General features: G+C 72.0%; 15 protein-coding genes. 7 read left to right on the forward strand and 8 right to left on the reverse strand.

The window, feature by feature from the left end; genetic code table 11:
• The first annotated feature begins 41 nt into the window (after positions 1–41).
• Positions 42–1,055 carry a LacI family DNA-binding transcriptional regulator gene (locus EXU48_RS04615; protein ID WP_133106402.1) on the forward strand — a complete coding sequence of 338 codons (1,014 nt, stop codon included), beginning with the start codon at positions 42–44 and terminating at the stop codon, positions 1,053–1,055.
• 33 nt (positions 1,056–1,088) lie between these two features.
• Positions 1,089–2,249, forward strand: a complete 1,161-nt coding sequence (locus EXU48_RS04620; RefSeq protein ID WP_133106403.1) for a DNA glycosylase AlkZ-like family protein — start codon at positions 1,089–1,091, stop codon at positions 2,247–2,249.
• 48 nt (positions 2,250–2,297) lie between these two features.
• Here the strand turns inward: EXU48_RS04620 and EXU48_RS04625 are convergent, their stop codons facing one another.
• Positions 2,298–2,645, reverse strand: coding sequence for a DUF4342 domain-containing protein (locus tag EXU48_RS04625; protein WP_133106404.1), 348 nt, complete (start codon positions 2,643–2,645; stop codon positions 2,298–2,300).
• 61 nt (positions 2,646–2,706) lie between these two features.
• The gene (locus tag EXU48_RS04630) at positions 2,707–3,303 is read right to left on the reverse strand and encodes a hypothetical protein (protein ID WP_133106405.1); all 597 of its coding nucleotides are present in this window, start codon (positions 3,301–3,303) and stop codon (positions 2,707–2,709) included.
• Positions 3,304–3,463: 160 nt separating this feature from the next.
• Here EXU48_RS04630 and EXU48_RS04635 point away from each other — a divergent pair, with 160 nt between their 5' ends.
• Positions 3,464–4,435, forward strand: a complete 972-nt coding sequence (locus EXU48_RS04635; RefSeq protein ID WP_133106406.1) for a GlxA family transcriptional regulator — start codon at positions 3,464–3,466, stop codon at positions 4,433–4,435.
• Between the two features lie 217 nt (positions 4,436–4,652).
• Complete coding sequence (fdhA, locus tag EXU48_RS04640; RefSeq protein WP_133106407.1) at positions 4,653–5,870, forward strand: formaldehyde dehydrogenase, glutathione-independent; 1,218 nt, start codon at positions 4,653–4,655, stop codon at positions 5,868–5,870.
• A gap of 69 nt (positions 5,871–5,939) precedes the next feature.
• Here the strand turns inward: fdhA and EXU48_RS04645 are convergent, their stop codons facing one another.
• Genes EXU48_RS04645 through EXU48_RS04655 form a run of 3 tightly spaced genes read right to left on the reverse strand, consistent with a single transcriptional unit; the run spans position 5,940 to position 9,200 of the window.
• Positions 5,940–7,103, reverse strand: coding sequence for an ABC transporter permease (locus EXU48_RS04645; RefSeq protein WP_133106408.1), 1,164 nt, complete (start codon positions 7,101–7,103; stop codon positions 5,940–5,942).
• Positions 7,100–8,248 (reverse strand): ABC transporter permease, encoded by a 1,149-nt coding sequence (locus EXU48_RS04650; protein ID WP_133106409.1) that lies wholly within the window; start codon positions 8,246–8,248, stop codon positions 7,100–7,102. Before EXU48_RS04650 ends, EXU48_RS04645 begins: the two co-directional genes overlap by 4 nt.
• Before the next feature lie 22 nt (positions 8,249–8,270).
• Positions 8,271–9,200, reverse strand: coding sequence for an ABC transporter ATP-binding protein (locus EXU48_RS04655; protein WP_235856830.1), 930 nt, complete (start codon positions 9,198–9,200; stop codon positions 8,271–8,273).
• A gap of 122 nt (positions 9,201–9,322) precedes the next feature.
• Between EXU48_RS04655 and EXU48_RS04660 the strand changes: the two genes are divergently transcribed.
• The gene (locus tag EXU48_RS04660; protein ID WP_133106411.1) at positions 9,323–10,033 is read left to right on the forward strand and encodes an NUDIX hydrolase; all 711 of its coding nucleotides are present in this window, start codon (positions 9,323–9,325) and stop codon (positions 10,031–10,033) included.
• A gap of 29 nt (positions 10,034–10,062) precedes the next feature.
• Here EXU48_RS04660 and EXU48_RS04665 read toward each other — a convergent pair whose 3' ends face one another.
• The 3 genes from EXU48_RS04665 to EXU48_RS04675 all read right to left on the reverse strand — a co-directional run bounded on the left by EXU48_RS04665 (position 10,063) and on the right by EXU48_RS04675 (position 15,799).
• Complete coding sequence (locus EXU48_RS04665; protein WP_133106412.1) at positions 10,063–13,662, reverse strand: bifunctional proline dehydrogenase/L-glutamate gamma-semialdehyde dehydrogenase; 3,600 nt, start codon at positions 13,660–13,662, stop codon at positions 10,063–10,065.
• Between the two features lie 56 nt (positions 13,663–13,718).
• Positions 13,719–14,696 (reverse strand): NAD-dependent epimerase/dehydratase family protein, encoded by a 978-nt coding sequence (locus tag EXU48_RS04670; protein WP_133106413.1) that lies wholly within the window; start codon positions 14,694–14,696, stop codon positions 13,719–13,721.
• A gap of 86 nt (positions 14,697–14,782) precedes the next feature.
• Positions 14,783–15,799, reverse strand: coding sequence for an NAD-dependent epimerase/dehydratase family protein (locus EXU48_RS04675; protein WP_207947625.1), 1,017 nt, complete (start codon positions 15,797–15,799; stop codon positions 14,783–14,785).
• A gap of 33 nt (positions 15,800–15,832) precedes the next feature.
• Between EXU48_RS04675 and EXU48_RS04680 the strand changes: the two genes are divergently transcribed.
• Positions 15,833–16,984: a hypothetical protein gene (locus EXU48_RS04680; protein WP_133106414.1), complete on the forward strand. Its 1,152-nt coding sequence runs from the start codon at positions 15,833–15,835 to the stop codon at positions 16,982–16,984.
• A gap of 33 nt (positions 16,985–17,017) precedes the next feature.
• On the forward strand, positions 17,018–17,572 hold the full coding sequence (locus tag EXU48_RS04685; RefSeq protein ID WP_133106415.1) for a maltokinase N-terminal cap-like domain-containing protein: 555 nt from the start codon (positions 17,018–17,020) through the stop codon (positions 17,570–17,572).
• Positions 17,573–17,582 lie beyond the last annotated feature (10 nt).

The raw sequence follows: 17,582 nt of genomic DNA on the forward strand, positions 1-17,582 counted from the left end.
GTTTGAGCACCAGCAATCACGGCGAAGGGCGGACCAGCACGATGTCACGACGATCCGGCGTTCCGACGCTCGAGGACGTCGCTCGCGCGGCAGGTGTCTCGCGGGCCACGGCCTCGCGGGTCGTCAACGCGGACGAGCGGGTCCAGGACGCCACCCGGGAGGCCGTCCTGGCCGCGATCCGCGACCTCGGCTACAGCCCGAACCTGGCCGCACGCTCGCTCGTCACCCGGCGCACGGACACGATCGCGGTCGTGGTGCCGGAGTCCGACGAGCGGGTCTTCAACGACCCCTTCTTCGCGGGAACCCTGCGTGGTGTGACGAAGGCGCTGGCGGTGACCGAGCTGCAGATGGTGCTGCTGATCGGCAGCCCGGGAGACGGCGACGGCCGCCTGGACCGGTACATCCGCGGCCGGCACACCGACGGCGCGATCATCGTCTCGCACCACGCGAACGACAACCTGTGGCGCTCCGTGGCCGAGGTCAGCCTCCCCACGGTGTTCCTCGGCCGTCCGTTCACCGCGCACCCCGGCCTGACGTTCGTCGACGTCGACAACGTGGCGGCCGCGGAACTCGCGACCCGCTATCTGGTGGACTCGGGCCGGAGGAGGATCGGCACCGTGGCGGGTCCGGCGGACATGAGCGCTGGTGCGGACCGGCTCGAGGGCTGGCGCCGGGTGCTGGCCGAGCACGGCCTGCCGTTCGATGCCGTGGAACTCGGCGACTTCACCGTGGCCGGTGGGGGCGACGCGATGACGCGTCTGCTCGACCGGCACCCGACCCTCGACGCCGTGTTCGTGGCCTCGGACCTGATGGCCAGCGGGGCCATGGACGCGATCCGCGCGAGCGGGCGCGCGATCCCCACCGATATCGCCGTGGTCGGCATGGACAATCTCGAGTTGGCGACCCGCACCCGGCCGCCGCTGACCACGGTGGTGAACCCCGTCGACGAGATGGCCACCCAGGCGGTCGCCATGCTGCTCGCGCAGCTCGAGGGCGGGCCCGTCCTCGATCCCGTGACGATGCCGACCGACCTGGTGGTCCGCGAGTCCGCCTGAGTCGGGCGTCGGTGCCCGGTCTAGCCTGGGCGGATGGATGCGCAGAGACCAAGGGCTACCGTCTCGCGCGCCGGCGCACTGCGGTTCCGCTGGCGCCGTCAAGGGCTTGCCAACACCGAGCCGGTCGCCGTCGCGCAGGCGCCCGCACTGGACCTGGGCGTGCAGGACACCGGCCCGATGGGATCCGGCTGGGCGTTGTGGTTGCGCGGCGTGGCCCCGGCGACGGCGGAGCCCGAGCTGGCCCTGGCGTGGACGCTGCGAGGGGCGCCGCACGCCTACCGACGGGCCGACCTGCCCGGGGTGATGCAGGCGGTCTCGCCGTTCTCCGAGGCGGACGCCGCGAAGCGGGTGTTCGACGCGTCCACGCCGCTGCGCCGGGCCGGGATCGACGTCCTCGACGCGCTCGACGTCGTCGCCGGGCACATGCGTGAGATCGTCAGTGAGCCGACCGTCAAGGGTGAGATGTCCAAGCAGTTGACGGCCCGCGTGGACGAGCCGTATCTGCGCTACTGCCGGGTCTGCCAGGCCACGCACCTGTACGAGCAGCCGTTCCGGCTCAGTGCCCTGTACGCCGGGTTGGAACTGGAACCGGGCACCTCGCCCCCGGTGCTGCGCCGGATCCCGGGCTGGCGTCGCCGCAGTCACGGCCCGGCCCGGGCACCCCGCGGTCCGCGCGAAGCACCCGAGCACCTGCACGTCATCCGTGCCTACCTGCGCCTGCTGGGCCCGGCCACCCAGAAGGAGGTGGCCGCCTACCTGGACGCGCCGGTCCGGGACGTGGTCGCGGCCTGGCCCGCGGACGCCGTCGTGGTGGAGGTCCAGGGTCGTGCGACGTACCTGCTGGAGTCGGACCTGGACGCCCTCGTCGAGGCCGAGGGCTCGGGAGCCGATGAGGACAGGGTGCGCCTGCTCGCTGCCTTCGACCCGTTGCTGCAGGCGAAGGACCGGGACCTGTTGGTGCCGGACGAGGCGGGCCGCAAGGACCTGTTCCGCACCATCGGCAGACCGGGCGCCGTCGCCGCCGGCGAGGAGGTCCTCGGCACCTGGCGCCCGCTCACGAAGGGCGCCACCATGAGCATCCGATTCACGCCGTGGCTGTCGGTCGGCCCAGTCCTGCGCCGTGCAATCGAGGATCAGGGCCAGGAACTCGCTCGGTGGCGAGGTCGTGAGTTCGGCGGCGTCGTGGACGAATAGACCCTCCGGACGAACCGGCCCCACATCGATACGGGACGGCGCACGGTGCTATCGGACGTCCTCGTTCGGCGCCGGGTCCTCCCCGGGGACACCCGGCTCGGCCGGTTCGGGGGTGGCCTCACCCTCCCGCTCGACCCCGAGCGTGACCTTCGTGAGCAGCGCGGCGACCGCTCCGACCGCCACGAGCACGGGCGCGAACACCGCGGTCACGGCCGTGATCGCGACGCCCGCGGTCAGCGGGATCTCGAGCAGGGTCCGGCCGTCGCTGTTCTTGATGTAGAGGCGTCGCACGTTGCCCTCGTGGACGAGGTCCTTGACCTTGTCGAGCAATTCCGAGCCCGACACGCTGAACTCCTCGTACCAGGTCTTCTCGCCGTCGTTCCGCTTCTCATCCATGCCGCCCATCCTCGCCGAGGCCCCGTCCGGACGCCACCCCCGCCCCGGATCCCGCAGTGCGTCAGCCGGCGACCGCCAGCGCGAGGCAGATGGCCCCGACGGTGAGGTCGAGGCCGACGCAGAAGATCGCGAGCGAGCGCATCACGACCGCCTCGCTGCGGTAGTGCTTGATGTCCCAAAGGGCGTGCGCGGCCAACGTCAGGGCCGCGAGCGCGAGTCCGAGCCGTGGGCTCAGCTGGAGCGCGACGATCGCGATCCCGAAGTAGCCGAGCAGGGCCGCCGCCTGGACGGCGGTGACCTGGCCGGTGCGCAGAACCGCCCCGACCCCGAGCAGGACGACGGCTGCCAGGACGAACAGCGTCCACCAGGGCAGGACCGCGACCAGGCCGGCGAAGGCCAGTCCGCCGAACACCGGGACGCCGAGCCAGGCGACCCACCTGGTCCTCGTCGCGGCCGCCGCCAGGTAGCACAGGGCCGCGACCCCGACGGCGGCGGCAGGGGTGAGCGTCGTGGTTCCGGTGACGATGGACTCGCGGTGCATCGCCGCAAGACCGTAGGTGAGACCGAGTCCGCTGACCGACCCGACGAGGATCCACGCGATCCCGGCGGCACCGACATGACGCCGGGGTACCGTCCCTATCGCTTGTGTACTGGACATGACTACTCCCGAGGAACCGGTGGACCGCCCTGCCGGGCGGCATGACCTGACCGACGATGCCAAGGAGAACGGCAGCTCGGGAGCCGATGTCCGGAATTCTTGGATACCCGGCACACGAGACAGAGGTCGGAGCCCTGCCGGCCCGTCTACGCTGGCAGACATGGCCGCACTGAGCGTCGTCGTCGTGGGCTTCGAGGGTGCCGAACTCGTCGACATCTCAAGCGTGACCTCGACGCTGGCGGTCGCGAACCGGCTGGGTGCCCGCCCGGCGTACCGCGCCGAGCTTGCCACGATCGACGGTCGTGACATCGTGTGCGACTCGGGCCTACGGCTCGGTGCGCAGCGAGCCCTGGCGGATGTGTCCACCGTCGACACGCTGATCGTCTCCGGCGGGCTCGGCCACGAGGCTGCGAGCCGGAGCCCCAACCTGATCCAACACGTCCGACGCCTCGCCGTGCGGGCCCGCCGGGTCGCGTCGGTCTGCACCGGCACCTCGGTGCTCGCCGCGGCCGGGCTCCTCGACGGGCGTCGCGCGACCACGCACTGGTTCTACGCGGCGGAGATCGCCGAGCGCTTCCCGCGGGTGCGACTCGACCCGGCGCCGATCTACGTCAGGGACGGCAAGGTCGCCACCTCCGGCGGGGTCACCGCCTCCCTCGATCTGACCCTGGCGTTCGTCGAGGAGGATCACGGCGCCGAGTTCGCCCGCTGGGTCGCGATGGGCATGGTCACCTACCTCCAGCGTCCCGGGAACCAGGCCCAGATGAGCATCTTCACCGCGGCACCGCGCGCCGACGACGCGGTCGTCAAACGGGTGCTCGACCACGCGACCGCCCATCCGGACGGCGACCTGCGCGCGGCAACCCTTGCCGGACTGGTCGGCGTCAGCACGCGGCAGTTGACCCGGCTCTTCCAGGAACGGCTCGGCCTCCCGCCGGCCAGCGCGGTCCGCCGGATCCGACTCGAGCTGGCCGCCCGGCTGGTCTCCACGACGGAGCTCTCGATGTCCCAGATCGCGGGGCGGTGCGGCTTCGGCTCGGCCGAGAGCCTGCGGCAGGCGTTCGTCAACCGCTACGGCGCCAGCCCGCGAAGCATGCGCGGCACGCACGCCCGGTCCCTGACCGGATCGTAGGTCGTCGCCGCCGTCAGGATTGGCGTGCGGACCGGCGACCGCGCTTGCCGAAACCGTGACGGTACCTAGACTCGGAGCGTGCCCACGCTGCCGAGCAGCCCGGGTCACCCGACATCCATATCCTGCTCGGCTTGCAGCCCGCGAGCCTCGGCCGCGTGTCACGCGGTAGTGCCCCGCCGGATCGGCGGGGTTCACGATGAGGTGAAGGGAATCAGACATGGGTGGCAACAAGGCCGTGGCCTACAAGGGACCGGGTGTCGTCGAGGTCATCGACATCGACTACCCCACGTTCGAGCTGAAGGATGGACCGGGCGTCAATCCGGCGAACGTGGGCCGGAAGGTGCCGCACGGCGCCATCCTCAGGACGGTCGCGACGAACATCTGCGGTTCGGACCAACACATGGTGCGCGGCCGGACCACGGCACCGGCCGATCTGGTCCTCGGCCATGAGATCACCGGCGAAGTGGTGGAGGTGGGTCCCGGTGTGGAGTTCATCGCCGTGGGTGACCTGGTCTCCGTGCCGTTCAACATCGCCTGCGGACGCTGCCGCAACTGCAAGGAGCGCAAGACCGGCATCTGTCTGAACGTGAATCCGGATCGGCCGGGCAGCGCCTACGGGTACGTGGACATGGGTGGCTGGGTGGGCGGCCAGGCGGAGTACGTGCTGGTGCCCTATGCGGACTGGAACCTGTTGAAGTTCCCGGACAAGGACCGGGCGATGGAGAAGATCCTGGATCTGGCCATGCTCTCCGACATCTTTCCCACCGGGTTCCATGGCGCCGTGACGGCCGGGGTCGGGGTCGGTTCGACGGTCTACGTGGCCGGCGCGGGCCCGGTCGGCCTGGCTGCGGCCACTTCGGCGCTGCTGCTCGGGGCGTCGGCGGTGATCGTCGCCGACATGAACGCCGACCGGCTGGCGCAGGCGGCATCGTTCGGCTGCGAGACGGTGGACCTGACCAAGGGTGGCCCGGTGGAGCAGATCGAGCAGATCCTCGGGGTGCCGGAGGTGGACTGCGGGATCGACGCGGTCGGGTTCGAGGCGAAGGGGCACGGCGAGGGTGCCGGCGAGGCACCGGCGACCGTCCTGAACGACCTGATGGACCTCACGGCGGCCGGTGGGGCGCTGGGCATCCCCGGCCTGTACGTGACCGGCGACCCGGGCGGGATCGACGAGGCCGCGAAGAAGGGGGCCCTCTCCCTCAGCCTCGGCACCGGGTGGGCCAAATCGCTGTCCTTCACCACCGGTCAGTGCCCGGTCATGAAGTACAACCGGGAACTGATGATGGCCATCCTGGGCGACCGCGTGCAGATCGCCGCCAACGTGAACGCGTCCGCGATCTCGCTGGCAGACGCGCCGCGGGGGTACGCCGAGTTCGACAAGGGCGCAGCACAGAAGTACGTGCTGAACCCGAACGGCTACCTCGACGCCGCCTAGGAGTCGGGCGAGGTCCGACCCGGTCCGACCGTCGGGGTCGGCGCCGGTGTCGGATCTCCCCGGGGCGGTTCAGATGGCGCGGGCCAGGCTGCGCCGCAGCAGCACGGACCCCAGTGCCAGCAGCACGACGGCGAACGCCAGGAGCACCCCGAGTTCTACGGCGATGTCCGCCAGGGTGCCGCCGCGGCGGGTCACCTCGGCGAACGCCTCGTAGGCCCAGGCGTGCGGAGTGAAGTGGGCCACCGTCGCCAGCGTGTCCGGGAACAGCTCGAGCGGGAGCATGCAGCCGCCGAGCGCGGCGAGGACCAGGCCGAGCCCCACCCCGAGGCCCGATGCGGCACTGTCGTTGTCGAGCGCGGAGCCCAGAACCATGGCAGCACCGGCGGCCACGGCCGCGAACATCGCGAGGATCAGCGTGGACAGGGCGAGGTTGCCCCACTCGACGCCGAACAGCAGGGCGGTGCCGACCATGATGTACAAGCCCTGCACCATGGCGATCACCCACCGGCCGAGCGCCTCGCCACCGATCACCTGCACCGGAGCGACCGGGGCGGCGAGGGTCCGGGCCACCACCCGGTACTTGCGGGCCTGGATCAGGGTCGCCGATCCGGCCAGGCTGTTGAGGAACACGAACAGCAGGACCTGCGCGGAGGCACCCACCGTGAACCCGGAGGCGCCCGCGAACGCCTCGGAGACGCTGGACTCACTCGTCACCGTCACGGAGGGCGCCACCACCTGCGACCCAGCGGTCTCGAGTGCCTCGTCGACGGCCGCCGGGTCCGCACCCGCACCGACGAGCGCCGCCTCCTGGCGCAGCCGCAGCTGGAGCGAGTTCAGGGCCCGGTCGACCTGTTGCCGGGTGGTGATCGCGCCGCCGCTCGAGCTCGACGTCACCACGACGGTCAGGTCCTCGTCGGCGTCGAACGCGGCCGCAGCCGCGTCGGTGAGCTCCAGGCCCAGGTCCACCCGGCCGCGGGCGATCTGCTCGCTCGCCGCATCCGGAGCCGCGTAGCTGACGGTGACGTCGGCCTCCTCGAGCTCGGCAACGAGGGCGGAGCGCAGCGAGGAGTCCGCCCCGCTGATCACCACCCGGCCCGACGACGACCCGGCCCCGAACTGGGAACCGATCAGCACCACCAGGATCAGGGGGAACACGAACACGAAGAACAGGTTGGAGCGGTCCCGCAGGAACCGCCGCAGCTCCACCCCCGCGATGGCTGCGACGGTCCTCATCGGGACACCCCCCGGTCGGGGATCAGCCGGGCCACCACGAGCATCACCACGGCGAAGCCGAGCATGATCGCGATCGGCGCCGCGAGGTCGGCGAGCCCACCGCCGCCCGAGGTGATCCCGAGTCCCCGGGTGAAGGCCGCGATCGGGTTCAGGTCGAGGACCCGCGCGAGCGCCCCGGACGCGCTCACCGGGAAGAACGCGCCTCCGGAGATGCCGAGCACCATGGCCAGGATCGACTGGATGATGCCGGCCTGCTCGGCGGTGCGGGCGAGGCGCACCACGATGAACGTCAGTGACGTGATCGCCGTGACCACCGACAGGATCAGGAGCCCGACCAGGGCGAGTGGTCCGAACGAGACGTCGAAGAACAGCCCGCCGAGAGTCAGCAGGACCGAGGTCGCGACGACGCCGAGGATGAACCCGGTCAGCGCCTTCGCGAGCACGATCAGGCCTGGGCGCATCGGCATCGACTGGAGCCGGGCCAGCGTGCCCTCCTGCCGCTCGGCGATCAGGCCGAGCACGCCGAACCCGACCGTGAACGTCAGGAACAGACCGGCCTGGCCGGCCACGAGCGAGGCCCCGGGCCCGAGCTGCTCGTCGGACGTCTGGCCCGCAACGGTGTCGATGGTCGGCCCAGCGGTGGCCGCCTCCTGCGCGACCCGCCCCAGCTCCTCGGGGTTCAGTCCCAGCCCGCCGCCCGCCGTGGCTGCGACGGTCCCCGCCGCGTAGGCGTCGAGCACGGACTGGCTGACGACGATCACGACGCCGGTCTCGAGCCCGGAGGTGTCCCCCTCGACGAACTCGAGTGCGCCGCCGGTGCCGGAGAGCACGTCCTGGCCGAAGCCGTCCGGAACGATCATGGCCAGGTTGACCTCGCCGTCGGCCACGGCCGTTCGCGCCGTCCCGGCCGACATCTGCTCGACGGTGACGTCGATGACGCCGGTCCCGGTGATCGCCTCGACGAGCGTCCCCGCAACCTCGTCGTCGGCCGGTGCCGATACCGCGACCGTCACGGGCTCGAGCTCGATCTCGTCGGTCCCACCGAAGACGAGGTTGAACACGAACATCAGGGCAAGCGGCACGATCAGCGAGAAGATGATCACCGACTTGTCGCGGATGCGTTGGCGCAGGTCGGAGGTGGTCATCACCCAGAGTTGACGCATCGGATCAGTCCCGCAGCGCTTTGCCGGTCAGGTGCAGGAAGACCTGCTCGAGGTTCGGGCGGGTGATCTCGACGTCGGCCAGCGTCACGCCCGCCGCGGTGGCTCGGGTGACGAGTTCGGCGACGGCGGTGGGCGCGTCGCGGACGGCGAGGGAGAGTCCGGTCCGGTCGGCGTCGACCTGCTCGACGGCGGCCAGGCCACCCAGGGCGTCGGCGGCCGCGGCGAGGTCACCGGAACCGTCCAGCCGGACCCGGTCCAGCCCTCCGATGAGCCGGATCAGTTCGTCCCGGGTGCCCTCGGCCTGCAGTTGACCCGAGTCGACGATGCCGATGCGGTCGCAGAGCCGCTCGGCCTCCTCCATGTAATGGGTCGTGTACAGCACCGCCATTCCCTCGCCCGACAACGCTTCCACCGACTCCAGGATCGCGTTGCGCGACTGTGGGTCGACGCCGACGGTCGGCTCGTCGAGGATGAGCAGGGTCGGTCGGTGCAGCAGTCCGATCCCGATGTTCAGGCGGCGCTTCATACCGCCGGAGTACTCCTTGGCCGGGTCACCGGCTCGGTCGGTCAGCCCCACCAGATCGAGGACCTCGTCGACGCGGGTGGCGAGTTCCTTGCCGCCCAGGCCCTGCAGCCGGCCGAAGAAGTTCATGTTCTCCCGGCCCTTGAGCTCGGGGTAGATGGCCAGGTCCTGGGGCACGAGCCCGATGTGCCGTTTCCCGGCGACCCGAGACGGCCCCATCTGCTCACCGAGGACTCGGACCGCTCCGGAGTCGGCGGCGAGCAGCCCGGCGATCATCGAGATCGTCGTGGTCTTGCCGGCACCGTTGGGCCCGAGCAGACCGTAGGTCTCGCCCGGTGCGATCTCGAAGGAGATGCCGTCGACGGCGGTGAGGTCACCGAACCTGCGCACCACCGCCTCGACCTCGAGCACCCGTTGACTCGTCGTGCTACCGCGCTCGTGCGCCACTCGGCCCCCAGCAATCGATTCGTCCCCGGTCCGGTGCCATCGTGGCATACCCCGGCGCCCACGTGGAGGGCCCGTAGGCTGCGGATGTGCACCCCTCTCGCGCCGGACTCACCGATCTCGCGGCCAGGGCCGCCGCGGGGCGCTTCGAGCCGCTCGGCGGGGCACACGCCTACTCGCGGGAGGCCGCCAAGGGTTTCCGGCGGTCCGGGGTGCTGTTGCTATTCACCCCGACGGCGTCCCCCGGCTCGGGCGCGGACTCGAACTCGGGTCAGGGTCTGGACCTGTTCCTGGTCCAGCGGTCCCCGTTGCTGCGGCACCATCCGGGGCAGATCGCGCTCCCGGGTGGACGGCTCGAGCCCGGTGAGGACGCGGTCGCCGCCGCCGTGCGCGAGGCGCACGAGGAGACCGGGATCAGTCCCGACCAGGTGGAGGTCCTCGGGCCGATCCCGCCGGTCCTGGTGCCGCTGAGCGAGTTCGTGGTCACGCCCGTCCTGGCCTGGTCGGAGACCGCCCACGCGGGCGACGAGGTGGAACCCGGAGAGGTGCTGCACACGCTTCGGGTCCCGGTGGCCGAACTACTCGACCCGGCGGCCCGGGCGACCGTGCGGATGGGCGGCTTCGACAGTCACGGGTTCCGCCGCCCGACCGGGTGGGTGTGGGGCTTCACCGGGAACCTGCTCGACCACGTCTTCGACCAGTTGGGGTGGGCGCTGCCGTGGGACCGCGGGACCGTCTACCGGATGGGCTGGGACGAGGCCCGCGGCGCGGGCCTGCTCCCGGACGCCGGCGAGGCGTAGTCGCGGGCCGATTACTCCGGGCCGACTACTCAGGGGCCCGGCGTGGCCGGAGCCGGGCGAGCAGGATCCTCGGGTTCGCGCCGAGCCGGGGGCAGGTGCCCGAACCGGTGCCGGGTGCTGCTGATCGCCTGTTCGCGCAGCACGGCGAGCATCTCCCGCCGCCCGGACGCGAGCACCTCCCCGGTGAGCAGGGTGACGTCGGCTTCCGGCGCGGCGGTGGCGGACCAGAGGTCGTCGGGCCGGCCGATCACCCTGACCCGGCCGCGTACGTCCCCGGCCGCGATCCGGTCGGCGAACTCCTGCGCCGACTCGGTGCGCCAGCCCATGTATCCGATCGCCCGGGCCTGGTCCGTGCCGGTCCCGGCGGCGGTGTTCGCGGCGGCCGCGACGTCCGGCGCCAGACTGACGCTGACCGGAACCCCGGCGCACTCGGCGGCGAGCGCGACCCGCGCCACCTCGATCGGGAGCGTGCGTGCCTGGGCGCGGATGGTCAGGTACGGGATCGGACGGTACCGGAACACGTTGGACTCGCTGCGCAGCGCGGACGGGTCGGCCTCGGCCCGGAACACGTCGTCGCGGGCGGCCGCGTCGGATCCCATCGACACCTCGAGCCACTCGCTCTCACCGGGATCGGTGGTGAGCGCGGAGAGGGTCCGGGCCATCGTCCGTACCCGGGTGCCCGGTGTCCCGGACCCCTCGGGTCGGTGTTCCTGGATCCAGCTGCCCAGCTGGGCCACGTAGTTCGGGCCGCCGGCCTTGGCCCCGGGCCCGACGGTGGACCGCTTCCAGCCCCCGAAGGACTGACGGCGCACGATGGCGCCGGTCGTGTGCCGGTTGACGTAGCCGTTGCCGACCTCGATCCGGCTCTCCCACCGGGCGATCTCGTCCTCGTCGAGGCTGTGCAGTCCGCCGGTGAGGCCGTACGGCACCGCGTTCGCGAGCTCGATCGCCTCGTCGAGGGTCCTGGCGGTCATGACGCCGAGGACCGGTCCGAAGTACTCGGTGAGGTGGAACGGGGAGCCCGGCCAGACACCCTCCTTGACCCCGGGCGACCAGAGCCGGCCGGAGGGGTCCAACTGGCGCGGCTGGACCATCCAGGTCTCGCCCGGTTCGAGACGGGTGAGCGCGTCCAGCAGTTTGCCCTGTGCCGGCTCGATGATCGGACCCATGGTGGTGCCGAGCTCCTCAGGCCAGCCGACCCGCATCGAGGCCACGGCGTCGATGAGGTGCCGTCGGAACCGTTCCGAACCGGCCACCGAGCCGACCAGGATGACGAGCGAGGCGGCCGAGCACTTCTGGCCGGCGTGCCCGAACGCGCTCCGGACCACGTCCGCGACGGCCAGGTCGTAGTCCGCGCTCGGGGTGACGATCAGCGCGTTCTTGCCGCTGGTCTCCGCGAACACCCCGGGTCCGCCGTCGTGGTCCGCTCGCCACTGCGTGAACATCCGGGCGGTCTCCCAGGCCCCGGTCAGGATGACGGTCTCGACCTGCGGGTGTGCGACCAGGTGCCGACCGACCTCGTCCTCGGCGACCCGCACCACGCCGAGCACGTCGCGGTCGTACCCGTGGTCGACCAGGGCTGCGTGGATCGCCTCCACGATCACCTCGGTGCAGCCTGGCACCGCGGGGGCCGGCTTGATGATGGCCGGCGACCCGGCGGCGAGCGCGGCCAGCACGCCACCGGCGGGGATCGCGACCGGGAAGTTCCAGGGCGGGGTCACCAGCACCAGACCGGTCGGGGTGAAGGCCAGGCCCTCGGCCCCGGAAAGCGCCTCGAGTTCGAGGGCGGAGTCCGCGTAGTAGCGGGCGAAGTCGACCGCCTCGGAGACCTCCGGGTCGGCCTCGGCCACGGTCTTGCCGCCCTCGTGGGCCATCTGCGTCAGGAGGTCCCCCCGGCGCGCCTCGATGGCGTCGGCGGCGGTGCGCAGCACGGCCGCCCGTTCGGCAGCCGGTAGTCCCGCCCAGGTGGCGCCCGCCCGCCGGGCCCGGGTGACGACGTCGTCCACCTGGGCGATGCTCGTCAGCTCCGGTGAGGTGAGCTCGCGGGGTGCGGCCTCGAGGGCGGTCATGGCCCAGTCCCGGCTGCTCGCCACGGCCGGGTCGGAGTCGGTGGTGTTCGCGAAGCCGGCACCCGCGGGCCGACGCTCCCGGGTGCGCCGCGGCTGGTCGGAGACCGTGCCACGGTCCGCGACGCTCGCCCGGAACCGTGCCTCCTGCTCGGCCATCACGGCCTGTTGGTCCGGGCCGTCGTGGTGGCCACCCGCGAAGAGTGCGTGCAGGAAGTTCTCCGGGGCGGCGTTCTCCTCGAGGCGGCGTACCAGGTAGGACACGGCCACGTCGAAGTCGGCCGGGGCGACCACCGGGGTGTACAGGATGAGCGGGCCGCCCTCGCGCAGGTCGGCGGCCACCGCCCGGGCCTGGGCGGGTGCCATGCCCTGGAGCATCTCGACGTCGAGCATCCCGGGCGCGCCGCGGTGGGCGGCGAGCAGGTGTGCCAGGGCGACGTCGAACAGGTTGTGCGAGGCCACCCCGAGGCGCAGTGCGCCGAGGTGTTCCGGGCGCAGCACCTCGTCGAGGGCCCGCACGTAGTTCGCGTCCACGTCGGCCTTCGTCGGGTACGGCGCCTGGGTCCAGCCGTGCAACTCGGCCTCGACCCGCTCCATCGCCAGGTTCGCACCCTTGACGAGTCGGACCTTCACGGGTGCGCCGCCGAGGTCACGCCGACGCCGTGCGAACGCGATCAGCCGGCGTAGGGCCCGCGCGGAGTCGGGCAGGTAGGCCTGGAGCGCGATGCCGGCCTCGAGCCCGAGGAACTCCGGCTCGAGGCAGATCTCCTCGAACACCTCGAGGGTGAGGTCGAGATCGCGGTACTCCTCCATGTCCAGGTTCACGAACGCGGCCGGGGTCTTCGCGGCGGCGACCCGGTACAGCGGCCGGAGCCGCTCGAGCACTCGCTTGGTGGTGCCGACCGTGTCCCATGTGCTGATCTGGGAGACGAGCGCGGAGACCTTGATCGAGATGTAGTCGACGTCCGGGCGTTCGAGCAGTTCCCGGGTTCGCTCGGCGCGGCGAAGGGCCTCCATCTCGCCGTGGACGTGCTCCCCGAGCAGGTTCACGTTCAGCCGGTAGCCCTCCGCCCGCGCCTTCGCCAGGTGGGCTCCGAGGGCGGGGTCGTTGGCATCGACCACCAGGTGCCCGACGAGGTGCCGCAGCCGTTGCCGGGCGAGCGGGACCACCACCCCGGGGGCCAGTCCGGCCACCGCGGAACCGAGCCCGAGGAGCCCCCGGTCCGCCGCGGACAGGAAGCCACCGGCGGCGTCGGCACGGATCCGGCCCAGTTCGTCGGCCGCGACCTTCAGGTCCTCCGGGCGGGCCACCTTATCCACGAACCGGACCGCCAGGTCGAGGCCGGCCGGGTCCGCCACGAGCGCCGCGAGGCGTGCGGTGGCGCGACGCTCGGCGCCGCTCTCTCCCGCATGGGTCGCACTCGCCCAGCGGTGAGCGAGCCCCACCGCCTCCTCGACGAGGTCCTCGACCGTGGGCAGCCGACCGGCCGCGGCGGCCGGCACGGGGGGCGCCGGAGGCGTTCGTGGGGCCGGTTCCGGGATGGGGTCGGTCGGGACGGTCATGCTCCCATCTTGCGCGGTCCGGCCCCAGGACGTCATGTCGCGGGCGGGGTGTCGCATCAGTGCCGGGCGACGATCTCGTCGAACATCGCCTCGAGTCTCGGGTCGCCGGTCGGTCCGCTGCCCTGCTCGAGGTGCCAGGCCACGGACTCGGCGAAGCCCTGTTCCACCGTGGTGGTCGGCGCGAAGTCCGGCACGAAGGAGCGGATCTTGCTGTTGTCCAAGACGAAGGAGTTCGCCTTGTCGCCGAGCATGCCGGCCCCGAAGTCGGCATCGACGGCGGCGATCTCGAGCGCCGGCACGTGCAGCAGGTTCGCCTCCACGTCGAGGGCCTCGGCCAGGATCGTGAAGATCTCGTTCCAGGTGGGCGCGAAGTCCGAGGTGATGTGGAATGCCTCACCGACCGCGTCCGACCGTCCGAGCAGGCCGACGAACCCGACGGCGAAGTCCCGGGCATGGGTGAGCGTCCACTGCGTGGTGCCGTCGCCGACCACGACCACGGGAGCGCCACGCAACATCCGGGCGGCGTCGGTCCAGCCCCCCGACGTGGGGATCCGGGTTCGGTCGTAGGTGGCCGAGGGCCGCACCACGGTCACCGGGAAGCCCCGGTCGGCGTGCGCGGCCAGGAGGATCTCCTCGCTCGCCGCCTTGTCCCGGGAGTACTGCCAGTACGGGTTCTCCAGCGGTGTCTCCTCGGTGACCGGAAGCACCGCCGGCGGCGTCTGGTAGGCCGAGGCGGAACTGATGTAGACGAACTGGCCGGTGCGCCCGGCGAAGAACTCGACGTCCGCGCGTGCGTGCTCCGGGGTGAACGAGCGGAACTGGGCCACCGCGTCGAACTCCCGCCCGGCGAGCGCCGCGCCGAGCGCGGCGGTGTCGTGGGCGTCCGCGTGCAGCACCTCGACGTCCTCGGGAAGCGCCCGGGTGTGCGTGGTCCCACGGTTCAGCACGGTCACGGCCATCCCGCGCGAGCGGGCGAGTTCCACACTGGCCGCGCTGATCTGTCCGTTCCCACCGATGAACAACACACTCGTCACGACGTATCTCCTCGAGAGCAGGCCCCGGGATGGCCGGGGCGGGCCGGGGTCGGCTCGGCCATGGCGCCGCGCCGACAGGTACGAACCTACCTGCGTGCGGCCAACCAGGCGTCCTCGGCCGCGTAGTCGAACAGGTCCGCCCCACTGGCCGCGAAGTCCCCGAACACCTCGCGCCAGTCCCGCCCGGCGCTCGCGCGCTCGACCCAGTCCAGGTACGGCCCCAGCGAGGACACGTAGTCGACGACCGGGCGGTAGCCGAGTTCCGTGGCGGCGCCGGACATGTCCACCACGAACGGCCCGGGCACCCCCCAGGGGTTGAGGCCGAGGTTGCCCACGGGCTCACCGGGCAGCGGGTGCACGGTGACCTCGCGGGCGCGGGCCGCGTACACCGCCGTGACGATCTCCGCGCTGGTGGGCACCACCGGGTCCCCCGCGTTCAGGACCCGCCGGCCAGGCCGAGCGCCCGCGAGACGGATCAACTCGGCGATGTTCTCCACCGCGCTCGGGTGGAACCGGGACCGACCCTCGTGCGCGAGCACCACGTCGGTCCGGCCGTCGAGGACCCGCTTGAGCGCGAACCACTCTCGCGGGTTCTGCGCGAAGGCGCCGTGGATCGCGCCCGGGCGCAGCACCGTGGCCGGGACGTCCGCGGCGAGCCACGCCTGCTCGAGCTCCACCTTCCCCTCCGCGTACCCACCCCGGCCGGGTTGCGCCGTCGGGCCGTCCTCGCGCACCCCGACCGGAAGGTGCGGGAACTCCGGCCCGCCCAGCAACCGCCCGTCAGCGTCGGCGTAGACGGCCATGGAGGAGATCACGACGGCGGAGCCCAGGCCGGCGCGGTGGCGCAGCACCTGCTCGGCGTGCGTCGAGTCGAAGGCCACGCAGTCCACGAGCAGGTCGACGCCGTCGCCGACGGCGGCGGCCAGCACCGCCTCGTCGGCCCGGTCGCCGCGGACCTCGTGCACGCCGGCCTCGGCGAGGTCCGGCTCGAGCGGGCGGCTGCCCCGGTGCAGGACCCGCACCTGCCAGCCGTCCGCGGCGAGCGCGAGGGCCGTCGGGACACCGATCTGTCCGTTGCCTCCGATGATCAGCGCGGTGCCCATCGACCCACGGTAGGCCGCAAGTACCCTGCCTGCATGACATCGGGGCAGACATCCGAGCGGTCGCCGGCGCGGACCCGGGCGGCCACGGCGGACATCGCGGCGTGCGAGCGCACGTTCCGCCGGTACGGCCTGCCGCTGCTCGTGCACGGACACTCGTCCCGCCGTGACGTGTACGGCCGGGCGGCACCGTTCCTCGTGGTGGTGATGCTGCTCGAGGTGTTCGCCGCGGTGCGGCTCGACTGGGCCTGGTGGGTGAACCTGGCCGTCCTGGTCGGGGCGATCGCGCTGCTGTTCGCGGGGTACGCCGGCCTGAACGTGCTGCGGGGCCGGCCGTGGTCGACCCTGCCCCAGGACGTCGGTACCCCCGAGTTGGTGTTCTTCGTGCTCGCACCGGCGCTGCTGCCCGCGGTCTTCGGGGCGCAATGGATCACCGGGATCTCGGTGGCGGTCGGCAACGTGGTGCTCCTGGTCATCGTGCGCGGGGTGGTCGGCTACGGACTGGCCGCGACGCTGTGGTGGGGCCTGTCCCGGGTCGGCAAGGAGCTTGGCGACTCCCTGCTGCGGCTGATCCGGTTCCTGCCGTTGCTGCTGATCTTCTCGATCGCGCTCTTCTACACCACCGAGGTGTGGCAGGTGTTCGACCACACCCCGGGCGCCTCGGACCTGATCCTCGGCGCGTTCTTCGTGGCATTGATCGTGCTCATCCTGCGGGTCCGGCTGTCCCGGGAAACGGCGGAGATCCTCGAGCGGGCCGAGCAGGAGGTCCCGGAGGCTGCGGACCTGCCATCGTTGACGCGTCCGCAGCGGGTGAACTTCGCGGCCATGGTCGGCGCGAACCAGCTGCTCCAGGTGATCGTGGTGAGTCTCGGCGTCGGGGTGTTCTTCCTGGCCCTCGGCGTCCTCACGATCACCCCGGGCCTGATGGCCGAGTGGGCGATCGACGGCGGCAGCTGGCGCGAGGAGGTGAACCTGTTCGGTGACACGCTGGTGCTCAGCCAGACCCTGATCAGGGTGTCGGTGGCCATGGCCACGTTCACGGGGTTGTACTACGCGATCTCGGTGCTCACCGACGCGGTGTACCGGGTCGACTTCATCGACGACATGGCGGTCAAGATGGCCGACGTCGCCGCCCACCGGGTCCGCTACCAGCGGCTGCTCGCCGACCGGGACGTCGGGGCCACCTGATGCCCGCGGGCGCCGGGTCGATAGGCTCCCGTCATGGCCATCCTGCACCGGGCAACCCTCACGCCGACCAAGCTGGAACTGCTCGAGACCTGGCTGGACACGCCGGCGTCCGGGGGGCTCGACGGGGCCGGGAGGCTGCGCCAGGTGGGCAACTACCGCTTCGACGACCCCGACGGTGAGGTCGGCGTCGAGGCGTTGCTGATCACCCGGGGCGGCCCCGTCCGCCAAGCCGTGCTGACCTATCGGGCCGCACCGCTGGCGGGGGCGGAGCAGCATCTGATCGCCACCATGGAGCACTCGGTCCTCGGCCGCCGCTGGGTCTACGACGGCCAGGGCGACCCGGTGGCGCTGGCGGTGTACCGGCGTGCCCTCGCCGGACGCCAGCATCAGGCGGCCCTCGAGGTCTGGGTGGGCGACACCCTCGTCGAGACGCGCCCGCCGACGGTGCGCCTGACCGTGTGGGATCCCGCCGCGTCACCGGAGGGACTGACCGTGCGTCTGCTCCGCGAGCCCGGTGTCGTCGAGACCGGATCCCCCGCTCTGGTGGCCGCCTGGGAGGGCGGGGAGGGCGTGGTCGCCACCGCCTGAGGATCCACCC

This window comes from Occultella glacieicola, from assembly GCF_004353825.1.
Classification (GTDB): domain Bacteria; phylum Actinomycetota; class Actinomycetes; order Actinomycetales; family Beutenbergiaceae; genus Occultella; species Occultella glacieicola.